Source organism: Bacillus sp. AR13-1, assembly GCF_008042285.1.
Lineage (GTDB): Bacteria > Bacillota > Bacilli > Bacillales > Bacillaceae_G > Bacillus_A > Bacillus_A mycoides.
On sequence record NZ_QNUA01000007.1, the window covers coordinates 147,249 to 159,899 of the forward strand.

At 36.2% G+C, this 12,651-nt stretch carries 14 protein-coding genes, 1 riboswitch and 1 other annotated feature; of the genes, 6 read left to right on the forward strand and 8 right to left on the reverse strand.

The window, feature by feature from the left end; genetic code table 11:
* Positions 1-10: 10 nt before the first annotated feature.
* Positions 11-1,174 carry an MFS transporter gene (locus DN408_RS05175; RefSeq protein ID WP_161939635.1) on the reverse strand — a complete coding sequence of 388 codons (1,164 nt, stop codon included), beginning with the start codon at positions 1,172-1,174 and terminating at the stop codon, positions 11-13.
* A 394-nt stretch (positions 1,175-1,568) separates the two neighbouring features.
* Between DN408_RS05175 and DN408_RS05180 the strand changes: the two genes are divergently transcribed.
* The 3 genes from DN408_RS05180 (at position 1,569) to DN408_RS05190 (ending at position 4,010) form a co-directional block, all read left to right on the forward strand.
* A complete protein-coding gene (locus tag DN408_RS05180) occupies positions 1,569-1,916 on the forward strand; it encodes a winged helix-turn-helix transcriptional regulator (protein ID WP_000760478.1) in 348 nt (115 codons plus the stop codon).
* Positions 1,917-2,346: 430 nt separating this feature from the next.
* Complete coding sequence (locus DN408_RS05185) at positions 2,347-2,787, forward strand: DUF1641 domain-containing protein (protein WP_002016003.1); 441 nt, start codon at positions 2,347-2,349, stop codon at positions 2,785-2,787.
* A 44-nt stretch (positions 2,788-2,831) separates the two neighbouring features.
* Complete coding sequence (locus DN408_RS05190) at positions 2,832-4,010, forward strand: NAD(P)/FAD-dependent oxidoreductase (protein ID WP_002016002.1); 1,179 nt, start codon at positions 2,832-2,834, stop codon at positions 4,008-4,010.
* Between the two features lie 263 nt (positions 4,011-4,273).
* Here the strand turns inward: DN408_RS05190 and tyrS are convergent, their stop codons facing one another.
* The 5 genes from tyrS to DN408_RS05215 all read right to left on the reverse strand — a co-directional run bounded on the left by tyrS (position 4,274) and on the right by DN408_RS05215 (position 10,424).
* Positions 4,274-5,536 (reverse strand): tyrosine--tRNA ligase, encoded by a 1,263-nt coding sequence (gene tyrS / locus DN408_RS05195; RefSeq protein WP_147739979.1) that lies wholly within the window; start codon positions 5,534-5,536, stop codon positions 4,274-4,276.
* A 57-nt stretch (positions 5,537-5,593) separates the two neighbouring features.
* Positions 5,594-5,810: a binding site (T-box leader), on the reverse strand.
* A 107-nt stretch (positions 5,811-5,917) separates the two neighbouring features.
* Entirely contained in the window at positions 5,918-6,835 is a 918-nt protein-coding gene (gene murB / locus DN408_RS05200; protein ID WP_061673699.1) for a UDP-N-acetylmuramate dehydrogenase, read from the reverse strand.
* A 386-nt stretch (positions 6,836-7,221) separates the two neighbouring features.
* On the reverse strand, positions 7,222-7,617 hold the full coding sequence (locus tag DN408_RS05205) for an SET domain-containing protein (protein ID WP_000573650.1): 396 nt from the start codon (positions 7,615-7,617) through the stop codon (positions 7,222-7,224).
* Positions 7,618-7,828: 211 nt separating this feature from the next.
* A complete protein-coding gene (locus DN408_RS05210) occupies positions 7,829-9,331 on the reverse strand; it encodes a DUF4077 domain-containing protein (RefSeq protein ID WP_147739980.1) in 1,503 nt (500 codons plus the stop codon).
* A 34-nt stretch (positions 9,332-9,365) separates the two neighbouring features.
* Positions 9,366-10,424, reverse strand: coding sequence for an endonuclease/exonuclease/phosphatase family protein (locus DN408_RS05215; RefSeq protein WP_147739981.1), 1,059 nt, complete (start codon positions 10,422-10,424; stop codon positions 9,366-9,368).
* Between the two features lie 298 nt (positions 10,425-10,722).
* A riboswitch (Fluoride riboswitch) is annotated at positions 10,723-10,782 on the forward strand.
* 53 nt (positions 10,783-10,835) lie between these two features.
* On the opposite strand from DN408_RS05215, the gene crcB (DN408_RS05220) reads away from it, so the two are divergent.
* Together crcB (DN408_RS05220) and crcB (DN408_RS05225) are read left to right on the forward strand one after the other, a co-directional pair.
* Complete coding sequence (gene crcB / locus DN408_RS05220; protein WP_078175879.1) at positions 10,836-11,240, forward strand: fluoride efflux transporter CrcB; 405 nt, start codon at positions 10,836-10,838, stop codon at positions 11,238-11,240.
* Positions 11,237-11,593: a fluoride efflux transporter CrcB gene (crcB, locus tag DN408_RS05225; RefSeq protein WP_002144957.1), complete on the forward strand. Its 357-nt coding sequence runs from the start codon at positions 11,237-11,239 to the stop codon at positions 11,591-11,593. The genes crcB (DN408_RS05220) and crcB (DN408_RS05225) overlap by 4 nt, the downstream gene beginning before the upstream one ends.
* A 32-nt stretch (positions 11,594-11,625) precedes the next feature.
* On the opposite strand, the gene DN408_RS05230 is transcribed toward crcB (DN408_RS05225), so the two are convergent.
* Positions 11,626-11,865: a DUF3947 family protein gene (locus DN408_RS05230; protein ID WP_078175878.1), complete on the reverse strand. Its 240-nt coding sequence runs from the start codon at positions 11,863-11,865 to the stop codon at positions 11,626-11,628.
* Positions 11,866-12,030: 165 nt separating this feature from the next.
* On the opposite strand from DN408_RS05230, the gene DN408_RS05235 reads away from it, so the two are divergent.
* The gene (locus DN408_RS05235; protein ID WP_002144954.1) at positions 12,031-12,309 is read left to right on the forward strand and encodes a hypothetical protein; all 279 of its coding nucleotides are present in this window, start codon (positions 12,031-12,033) and stop codon (positions 12,307-12,309) included.
* 34 nt (positions 12,310-12,343) lie between these two features.
* Here DN408_RS05235 and DN408_RS05240 read toward each other — a convergent pair whose 3' ends face one another.
* Positions 12,344-12,559 carry a DUF3955 domain-containing protein gene (locus tag DN408_RS05240; RefSeq protein ID WP_078175877.1) on the reverse strand — a complete coding sequence of 72 codons (216 nt, stop codon included), beginning with the start codon at positions 12,557-12,559 and terminating at the stop codon, positions 12,344-12,346.
* Positions 12,560-12,651: the final 92 nt, after the last annotated feature.

Genomic DNA, 12,651 nt, shown 5'->3' on the forward strand with positions numbered 1-12,651 from the left:
TTTCTCTCCTTTATTTTGCTTGATCTCTTTTTTCTAAGTTCATACTCCAAGCTGTTAAAATAACAGCGCCTACTACCATAATGCCGCCTACCCAAGCTGTATGAATTAATCCTAACGAGTTCGTTACAATACCGCCCAAATAAGCCCCAAGAGCAATTCCTGCGTTAAATGCTGCAATATTCATTGCTGATGCGATATCAACGGCACTCGGCACGAAACGCTCAGCCAATATAACGACATACACTTGTAGTCCTGGAACATTCATAAACGCGAATAGCCCCATAAAAATAATTGTGATAAGCCCCGCCACTTGAAACGGCGCTGTAAATGTTAGTACGAATAATACAATTGCTTGAATAAAGAACATGTAAAATAGTGCACGAATTGGATTATGATTCGATAATTTTCCGCCGACCATATTCCCAATCGCAATTGCAATCCCGTACACTAACAAAATGATTGTAACGGTACTCGATTTAAATCCTGTTACTTCTTGTAATAGCGGAGATAAATACGTAAATGTTACGAATGTTCCTCCGTATCCTAATGCAGTAATGACGAAAACAAGTAAGAGTCTTCCGTTCGTGATAAGTTTGAATTGATCACGAAATGATACTCGTGTACCCTTTTTTAAGTTAGACGGAATTAACATGCTGTTTGCGACTAAGGCAACAATTCCAATGACCACAATCACCATAAAAGATGCTCTCCAGCCAAATTGTTGACCAATAAACGTTCCAATTGGTACACCTGTAATCGTCGCAACAGTTAAACCAGTAAACATAAATGCTATTGCACTAGCACGTTTATTCTCTGGTACAAGCGCAGCCGCAATTGTGGATCCTATCGACATAAAAACGCCGTGTGCAAACGCAGATACAACCCTCGCCATAAGCAACACAGTAAAACTTGTTGCCACTGCCGCAATTCCATTACCAATAATGAAAATAATCATAATCCACATTAATAACGTCTTTCGCGACATACTAGCTGTTAATGACGTTAATACTGGGGCACCAAACGCTACCCCTAATGCATATAAAGAAACGGTTAAACCCGCTGTTGTAACAGAAACATGTAAATCCTCTGAAATAGATGGTAATAAACCGACACTAATAAATTCGGTTGTACCAATTCCAAATGCACTAATTGCTAGCGCTAATAAAGCAAACATACTTCTTCGATTCGTCTGTACCGCTGAAGAAGATACTGTATATGAATTCAATTGAACTCCTCCTTAATACGAGAAATCCAATCATAATAGTGTGATAAAAAGGCCTTTTTATCTTCTACAAAAATAATGCTACTGCTGATATATGCTATTATGAATGGCTTCACTCTTTTTTTGAAGAACGCACTTTAAAGTACGATAGGTACCAAAAGGTAACATAGGCACTTTTTAGTACCGTACTACTCATTTCCCTCTTACGTATGCTATTATGGAACATATTCAACATGATAAAAAGTACGTACTTTAAAGTGCTATAGGTACTTTTTAGTAACATTTAAATTATTTGGCTTCTTTTGTTGGAGAACTGAAATCTACATTCATCAAAGGAGATTTTTATATGAAGAAATATAATATTCCCGTTGAAGCGACTTTAGAGGTTATCGGCGGAAAATGGAAAGTCGTTATTCTTTGCCACTTAACGAAAGGTACAAAGAGAACGAGTGAATTAAAACGTCTCATGCCTGGTATTACACAAAAGATGTTAACACAGCAATTACGCGAATTAGAAGAAGACGGAGTTATTCAAAGAAAGGTATACAATCAAGTACCACCGAAAGTAGAATATTCTCTTACAGACTACGGTTGGTCTTTAGAATCCATTCTTGATTCTCTTTGTACTTGGGGCGAATGCCACCTTGAAAAAAGCGGTAACACATCAATGCTAATTACAGAAGGTGAACAATAAAAAAAGGAAAAAATGAACATAAATTTGTCCATTTCCTCATTTTTTTCTTTATATATATGTACATTTTTAAGATAGATAAAATAATTTATGCGCTTTCATGCCTTGTCAGTACTAGGTTACAGAATCAATATCAAATAATTAGGAATCATTTTTATGTTAACATACGTGTATATAGTATATAATATAGGATATATATTATATACACTTTCCGATAAGGGAACTTTCCATTATGCGGACAAGCCATGTATCGGACAGTTCATAAATAATAGGTAGGACATTATGGTTTTGGATTTATGATTTCAGCTTACTTGCTGTCATAAATTTAAAGGCATTTTATTGTGCTTTGTGAAACTTTGTATAAAGTTTCGCAAGTGTTTACTATCTTATCTATCAAAAATAAGAGTATTGCTATCGTAAAGGAGAATTGGAGATGCCAGAAACTATGACTCAAACAAAGCCAGAACAAGAAACTGTACAAATTTCTGCTAGCCAAGGACAACTTGATGTACTTGATCAGTTGTTAAAACCTGAGGTACAAGAATCATTAACAACACTAGTAGAACAGCTTCCAAAATTAACTGAGCTTGTTAACATTTTAACTAAGTCTTATGACTTCGCTCAAACTGTTGCTACTGATGAAGTATTAAAAAGCGACACTGTTAGTGCAATCACAGAGCTTGTAGAACCTGTAAAAGATACAGTGAAAAGCATGGCTGCAACTGCTATCGAAGCGAAAGATCGTGCTGATGAAAGCAACGAAGTTATCGGCCTGTTCGGTCTATTAAAATTACTAAAAGACCCACAAGCACAAAAAATGTTCCGCTTTGTGAACGCATACCTTCAAATTAGTGCAGAACGTAACAATAAATAATTTAACTTATAACAACAATTAGTAAAGACGGGGGATATCATACTATGTCAAAACAAATTGTCATCTTAGGCGCTGGTTATGGCGGTCTTCTTGCCGCTTTAAACGTACGTAAATATTACAGCAAATCAGAAGCACAAGTTACAGTGATTAACCAATACCCAACGCACCAAATCATCACTGAACTACACCGCCTTGCAGCTGGTAACGTTGCTGAGCAAGCAATTGCAATGCCACTTACAAAGCTTTTCAAAGGTAAAGACATCGATCTTAAAATTGCAACAGTTGAGTCATTCTCAGTTGATAGCAAAGAAATCAAACTAGCTGGTGGCACTACGCTATCTTACGATGCACTTGTAGTTGCTTTAGGAAGTAAAACTGCTTACTTCGGTATTCCAGGACTAGAAGAAAACAGCATGGTATTAAAATCTGCTGCTGATGCAAACAAAATCTACAAACACGTTGAAGACCGTATTCGTGAATACGCTAAAACGAAAAACGAAGCTGATGCTACAATCGTAATCGGTGGTGGCGGATTAACTGGCGTTGAGCTAGTTGGTGAGCTTGCTGACATTATGCCTAAACTTGCAAAAAGCCACGGCGTAAATCCAAAAGAAGTTAAACTTCTTCTTGTTGAAGCAGGTCCAAAAATCCTTCCAGTATTACCAGACCACTTAATCGAACGTGCAACTGCTAGCTTAGAAGCACGCGGTGTTACATTCTTAACAGGTCTTCCTGTAACAAACGTTGCTGGTAATGAAATTGACTTAAAAGACGGTCAAAAAATCGTTGCTAACACATTCGTTTGGACAGGCGGCGTACAAGGTAATCCATTAATTGGTGAATCAGGTCTTGAAGTAAACCGCGGTCGTGCAACTGTTGATGCACATCTACAATCTACTTCTCACAAAGACGTATTCGTTGCTGGAGACAGCGCTGTTGTCTTCTCTCCAGACGGTCGTCCATACCCACCAACTGCACAAATCGCTTGGCAAATGGGTGAGTTAATTGGATACAACTTATACGCAGCACTAGAAGGCAAAGCATTCGAAGAGTTCGCACCTATCAACTCTGGAACACTTGCTAGTCTAGGACGTAAAGATGCTGTTGCTACAATCGGAGCAAGCAATACTCCGCTTAAAGGTTTACCAGCATCATTAATGAAAGAAGCAAGTAACGTTCGTTACTTATCACACATTAAAGGTCTATTCAGCTTAGCATACTAATCTGAATATAAGCCCGAATCATGCCCTGCATGGTTCGGGCTATTTTTATCCCGCTATTTGCGGGCTGATAATCAGTTGGGATGTACAAAACCCCCACTGATTAAAGTTTCACTTTATCCGTAATTTTCTCTAACTTATTTATTCGACAAAAGAATAATATAACCTCTTTAATTATCAAAATATACTGACTTTTTTATGTCGAAATTGTGTATATGAAAAGAGCGGAAGTAGATATCTTCCCTACTTCCGCTCTTTCACAAGAACTATTCTCCTAATTCCACTAAGCTGTAGTTCTTCTTCCCTTTACGAATAATGATGAATCGTCCATCAAATGAATTTTCTACAGTAACATCTGTACCCACATCCGTTACTTTTTCACCATTCATAGATATAGCCCCATTATTAATATCTTCACGCGCTTGACGTCTAGAAGGTTCAATTCCTAAATCAACTAGCCACTCTACGATATTTTTCGTCTCTTTTGAAGATTGAAATATCGGCATCTCTTTAAAGCCTTGTTCAATTTCATCAGCTGTTAACGACTTAATATCTCCGCTAAATAACGCTACTGTAATTTTCACTGCCTGTAAAAATGCTTCTTCTCCATGAACGAATTTCGTCATTTCTTCCGCTAATACTTTTTGTGCTTCACGTTTATGAGGCTCTGTTTCTACCTTCGCTGCTAATTCATCAATTCGCTCTTTCGTTAAGAACGTAAAGTATTTCAAGTATTTAATTACATCACGGTCATCTGTATTCACCCAGAACTGGTAAAATTCAAACGGTGTTGTCTTTTCCGGATCAAGCCAAATAGCACCACCTGCTGATTTACCAAACTTCGTACCATCTGATTTTAATAATAATGGAATCGTTAATCCGAATACTTTCGCTTCATGACCTTCTAACTTACGAATTAAATCTAAACCACTCGTAATATTTCCCCATTGATCACTACCACCAATTTGCAATTGAACATCTTCTTTTGTGTATAAATGATGAAAATCCATCGCTTGCAAGATTTGGTACGTGAATTCTGTGAAAGAAATCCCTGTATCTAAACGACTTGCGACAATATCTTTCGCTAACATGCTATTTATGCTAAAGTTTTTTCCGTAATCACGTAAAAACTCGATAATGTTTATTTTATGTGTCCAGTCATAGTTATTTACCATCTTCACTTCGCTATTCCCGCCAAAGTCAAATAGCTTTTTCATTTGCGCTGTTAACGCATCTACATTATGCTGCACCACTTCTAAAGTTTGCAGTTGACGCTCTGATTGACGTCCACTTGGATCGCCAATTGTTCCTGTTGCCCCGCCAATTAAAATAACCGGATGATGACCAGCTAATTGGAATCTCTTCATCATCATAAACGGAATCAAATGTCCGATATGCATACTATCACCAGTCGGATCAACTCCGCAGTATAGTGAAATCTTTTTCTCTTCTACTAACTTACGTAAACCTTCTTCATCTGTCTGCTGATTCACAGCACCGCGCCATTCTAATTCATCAATAATATTCATCTTTTGTCATCCCCTTTATTTTTTTGAAAACAAAAAAGCCCCTATGTCTACAATAGACATAGGGACGATTATTCACCGTGTTACCACCCAGTTTGCATAAATAGCATAGCTATTCATACCACTCTTAGCAATAATATCGATTGCTAGTCCGCTTAGCGTTACCTAAGATACTCCAGAGTGTAATTCACAAGTTTGTTTGTGCTAGGTTCCAGCAATCCCTAGCTCTCTTTGATAACAGTGACAAACTGCTACTGGGCTCTTTCAACGTATATTTTATTTGTTAAATTATTAGCCATTATATTGAATCCAAATCAAATTGTCAACAATACCCAAATGTTATTTCGAAATAATTCATACTTTTATACGTTTTTTATTCAAAGATTACTGTAGATTTTCTCCAATAATCCTTACTTCTCTCTCTAATTTCACACCGAATTTTTCTTCAACAGTTGTTTGTACGAAATGAATTAAATCGATATAATCTTGTGCAGTTCCGTTATCAACATTCACCATAAATCCAGCGTGTTTTAAAGAAACTTCAACTCCGCCAATTCGCTTACCTTGCAGTCCTGATTCTTGAATAAGCTTACCCGCAAAATTATTTGGTGGACGCTTAAATACACTGCCACATGAAGGATACTCTAAAGGTTGTTTTGATTCACGCTTATACGTTAAATCATCCATCTTTTCCTTAATCTCTTCACGCACACCTTCTTCAAGTTCAAACCTCGCTTCAAGAATAATGTAATGATTGTTCGCAAATACACTCTTACGATATCCAAATTCAAATGCATCTTTCGTTAAAGTACGTAGCTCTCCATCACCTGTCATTACGACAGCTTCTGTTAGCACATATGCAACCTCACCGCCATATGCACCAGCATTCATATATAACGCTCCGCCAACTGAACCTGGTATACCACAAGCAAACTCAAGTCCTGTTAAACAGTGATCTAATGCAATTCGTGACACATCAATAATTGCTGCACCACACCCCGCAACAATCGCTGTCCCTGTTACAGTAACATTTGTAATATGAATTAAACTTACTGTAATCCCGCGCAGACCACCGTCTTTAATAATAACATTAGAGCCGTTTCCTAAAAACGTAACTGGAATATTGTATTGATTCGCATACTTTATAACTTCTTGAATTTCATCATAATTCGTAGGAGAAACGAACACATCCGCTTTCCCGCCCACTTTAATATGCGTATGATTCTTTAACATTTCATCTTGCTTCACATGACCTTCAGGCAATACTGTACTTAAATATTTATAAACCTCGTGCATATTCATTTTACGATTCCTCTATTTCTATAATCTTTTTATCCCGCTATATACGGGTCCATAATATCCCCACATAAAAATGCATTACAAAACAACAGCTAACGTGGTGAATACAGTGTACATAAAGCACACCTATAAACCTCTTAAATTATAAGAGGTTCCACTCATATTAAAATATATATCGCATAATAAAGCAACCCAAATGGGCTACTAAACTTGACATGTAACCATATAGACAACAATTTGTAAAATATATAGGTTTTTCAAAGTAATACCCTTCAATATCTTACTATACCATACGAAAGAAAAGTGGTATTTTTTTGTAATCTTTACTTTATTTTCATCAATAAAAAAGAGCACATCCCACAGAATGTGCCCTTTCTATACTTTTTAACTTATTTTTCGTTCTCTTCTTTTTCCTTATCAAACCATAATAGCTCATCGTCATCAACTTCACCATTATAATTGATTAGAATCTCTTCTCCCGCTTTTATATCTTTGTAAGCAAAGAAGTTAAACGTATGATTCTCGAAGACAATATCATACGTTGCATTCGGATTATATGCATGATTAAATAACATGCCGTATCCTAACAGGAATGCCGTATGATTTACCCCATACTCAAATGCGTAGTCAGCAAGTAACGTTTTCTCAATGTGTTCATGCTGTTCATTCGGATAAGAGATAACTGGTGCTGAGTGAATCAACTCACCCTTTTTAATATCACGAGTTGCAAATACCCCTCTATTAAATTCTCCATCACTAAGTTCAGAAGTCTTAACTTCGATCATATGCGTCACCTATATAATTCTTTCTTTGAAGTATTTTATTCCGCTATTTGCGGGGTTCAACTAATAATCAGTAGCGTATAGCCCCACTAATTAAAGTCTCAGTTTATCTCCTTAAGCTTGGCAGAAAACGCGCAGAAAAGCAATTAAATTACTATCAAGTATTCATTTAAATGAAAAAAGAGCACACATGGTGTACCCTTTTTAAGAGATATTACTTTTCTAAAATATCTTCTAGCAACTTCACTTGCTCGCTAACAGTATGTAACGTCTTCACCGATGTATCATTTCGATGCTTTTCTTCTTCAACACTCGCTAACACTTCTTCCGTAGCTGCAGAAGTTTGTTGAATTACGTTAGAAGCATGTGTAACGTCCTTTACGATATTCGTCGTTTTAGCTTGGAAACTTTCTTGATGACCAACAATCTCCCTCATTACATCATTAATCGCATCAATAAACTTCCCTAAATCCGTTACATTCGTCAAAACACTTGCTAACATTTCGTTACATTCTTCTTGTACTCTTTCTGACTTCTCTACCTGCACTTCTACTTTACTTGCTTGATTACTAAACTCCTTCAAAATCCCTTGAATTCTCCCCGCAGAACGATTCGATTCTTCAGCAAGCTTTAATACTTCATTCGCTACAATAGCAAAACCTTTTCCATGCTCGCCTGCCCTTGCAGCCTCAATATTTGCATTTAAAGCTAACAAACTCGTCTGACTTGAAATATTCGTGATTACATCTACAATTTCATTAATTTGTTTCGATTGTGTCATCAATTCTCTAAATATAGTTCCTGATTGTGAAACAACATCATTTAAACTTCTCATGTTAGCTTCAAAATTTCTTAAAGTATTTACACTACCCTTTGAGATTTCCAAACTTTTATCAACACGCATCGACGCATTTCTTACTTGAGAGATGATTTGGTCAATATTTCCCTCCATATCATTCAATACTTCTACTGAACGTGACATCATCTCTGATTGCGATTGAGTTCCCACTGCTACTTCTTCAAAAGCAAAGTTAATTTCACTCATTGACTCCATCGATGTATTCATATTTTGTCTTAAATGATTGAAATTACTATCTAGTTTCACAACTGTTCTCTCAATAAGCCTTTGCGTTTCTTCTAACTCCTGAGCTTTCTTCATCACCGCTTGCTTCTCATCACTTAAACGAGCCAACAGATTAGAACCAATCTTCGTTACACCCCACATTGCAATCGTTACAATCGCTAACAAGCTTGCGAAATTTGCAGCTTCAGATGACGCTGTATACGCAAAAAATTGATTTGGCCAATAACTACAAAGTATAAATGTAACAACAACTGCTACCCCGCCAAGAATTAAAATAAGACGTTCACTCAAATAAATAAGTGAAACCGCTAATGTAAAATAGACCATTTGAAATACAGCTGGGCTTTCATTAAATGCTTGTACCATAATGAAAGACATAATAAGTAGCATACATGTCATGATGTATTTATACATTACTCCCATACTTTCTATAAAAGTAAGCAGCGTTCCAAATACTACGATAGAAATACCACACATCCAAAATGCTATTGCTTTCTCTGTAAAAATATATCCGTAATACCCAATCGCGATTATCCCAAGGAAGAAACTACAAATCGTGATAAATAGCAATAAATGATTTTTCTGTGATTGTTTCTCAAGGTTAGAAAAACAAGTTCTCTTTAACCACTCCATATATGAAGCCCCACCTTCTACTCATACGTATCGATTACTTCAGCTTGAATACCGCACTCACTGGGTTATGATCGCTATTTTCAAACTTCAAATCTTTCCCTTGTACATTTACAATTTCAACATTCGGTGAAACGATAAAGCCATCAATAATCGTGACGAAATTTTCACCTTCCACATATTTCTTCACATCATCTCTCACAGTCATAACAGACGGATCTACAGCCCACTTAAAGCCACCATCAGTAAAGTCCTTTGGTAACTCTACTAACCACTCAGGACGCTCTTTCACGAACTTCGGATCACTTAACTGAGCGTTAGAAATTAATTGATTCCAGTCTCCGCCCATTATTACATAATCACCATTTTTATAATGCTTGTTCATATATTCTTTTAAATACTCCACTTGCTGCTTTCTAATTTTTCCGCCTTCATCATAAGCAGACAAATGTAAATTTACGAGTCTAACAAATTTCCCATTATTAACAGGAATTTTATGTTCAACAATCGCTCGGTCTAAATCAAATAAACGCTTTGGCCACGGCTCCATTCCAGGAAGCTGAAATCTCTTCGCTGTTTGAACCGTATATTTAGAAAATGTACTTAATCCAGCTTCAGCATATCCCATTGGACTTGTGATTGGTACAGGAACCCATTTTGTATCATAGTTCTTTCCGAACGAAGAAGTATAATCAGGCAGTCCTTTTTTCAAAAATTCATGCCCATTTACATCAAATGATCGCATTGATTTTATATCTACTTCTTGTAATAGCGCAAAATCACTATTCTCATTTTGTAAAAACGAAAGCATATTCTTTAAGTTAGTTTCCGTTTGTTCTTTACTACTTGAACCAGACCCTTTTCCCCCATCCATAAAGAAGTCTTGATCCTTATCTAGTCCAGCATATCCAATATTAAATGTTGTAACTTTAAATTCATTTCCAAGCGCAATTACGCGCTCCTTATTGTTTTCCACCTTCAAGCTTATAACATCAGCCGGCTGTTCTTTTGTAAGTGTCATATACGCTAAAAATCCACCTAGAATACAGGCCACTATTAAAATAAATATTAATACTATCTTTAAAAATTTCTTCAAAATAAATGACTCCTTTTTGTAAAATATCAACTAATTTTTCTTTATTTTCAGTAAACTAAAAACACATTAAAGACATACAAAATATTTTATCACAAGAAAAACTTTATATCATTATATTTAGTTAATAAATAATTATTACATCTCTTAATATAATCATCTTAAAATTCAATCATAAACATTTAAGAAGGTGAGCTTGTGAAGAAATTGCAGATTCAAAGAATATACAGATCCTCCTTTCAACACTTCTCATTAACATATTTATTGGCAATCCAAAATAATATTTAGTAAACTATACATAGAACTTATAGGCGATGGAGTTCGCCATAACCGCGAATTAGCTAATGACTCCTACCAGTATGTACACTGGTAGGAGTCTATTTTTTTGAATAAACTATTAGAGAGGTGAAGAAATTGATATATATTATTGTTGGCATAGCTGGTATATCAGGAGCCCTTTCTCGTTATTATTTAGGCCTTACTATCGATATGTTTTGGCATCATTCATTACCATTCGCTACATTAATGATTAACTTAATTGGCTGTTTCTTACTAGCTTGGTTGACCACCTATATCGCTCGGTTAAACATCTTACCTTCCGAAGTTATCACAGGGATTGGAACCGGCTTTATCGGTTCATTTACGACGTTTTCAACATTTAGCGTCGAAACTGTAAAACTAATCAATCATTCTGAGCTAGGTATCGCCTTTTTGTATGTATTATGCAGCATGCTAGGTGGTCTAATTATGTCTGGACTTGGCTATAAACTTGGTGATCTTTCACTACAAAAACGCCTTGGGGAAGGTGAAAAATCATGATTAACACTTTATTAGTAGCAGTCGGCGGATTCTTCGGTGCCATCACACGATTTGCGATTAGCAATTGGTTTAAAGAAAGAAACAACACTTCATTTCCCATTGCTACATTTCTCATTAATATAACGGGAGCATTTTTACTCGGATATATAATTGGCAAAGGGATAACTACAAGTTGGCAACTATTATTAGGTACTGGATTCATGGGTGCCTTTACTACATTCTCAACGTTTAAATTAGAATCCATTCAGCTTTTCAACCGTAAAAACTATCGCGTACTACTTCTATATTTAAGCACTACTTATATAATCGGTATCACATTCGCATTCCTTGGGATGAAGTTAGGCGGAATATAAAAAAGAAAGCGACTCTTATCAGTCGCTTTCTTTCATAAAAAGTATGTTGCACCATACGGAATTGAAAATAAACCAGCTGGATACACATTATAATGTACGATTTGCATCGGAGGCTGTGTATACGGTATATGCTGACTCTGCATCATTTGCTCTACCTGTGCTTGTTGTTGCATCTGAATAGCCTGATGCACTGCCTGAATTGTCCCCTGTGCCCCGGCCAGTGTAATAGCCGGACCTACTTGTCTTCCAGTGTAAAAATGATGGTTCATCATTATTCAGCTCACTTTTTATACAGAATGAATTCCTTTTATATGTTATGTTCACATACAATGCAAGTGTTTTAAATTTACATAAAACATGTTTTTAGCCCAACCCATACATCAAACACCTTCATAGAGTATATAAATGCCCACAAATATATGAAAAGGAGTGAGAATATGAGTTTCTACGAACAACAGCCTTTTACTCAAGATAACTATTATCGAGATCAACATTGGCATCCCCAAAATCCACTAAAACACCAAACAATCGCTATAATTGGTCCTGCTGTTTCTCACGGATTACGTGAAGCTGCTCATCTCGGCTATCAACACGCATTAACCGAAGCTGTCGCTATCGGCTACTTACTTGGAAGAGGTTACGATTATAACACCGCTTGGAAAACCGTTGAATCTTGGTGGAGACCACCAGGATCCCCGCTTCCTACTCCATACTAAAGCGAAAAGACCGTAAATATACGGTCTTTTCACTTTAGCATGCTTTCTTTTTTTGAAGCATCGAGAAAATAGCCATGAACAAAATCGCAATAATTCCAGTAAAAACAAATAAATAGGCTAATGGAATTAAGAAAAATGGTTCCACTAAAGTTCCATCCGGCTTCACTTCCGAACCAATTATATTAAACATAATTATACATAACACTCCTAAAAACATCGGACTAGCCGCTAATAAATATTTGTTTTTCATAATATATTCCCCTTCAATTTCATAATTAATTTTCTGTATTCCTTTTCACTATTCTTACTACCATCATAATAAATTCAACTACATTACAAGTC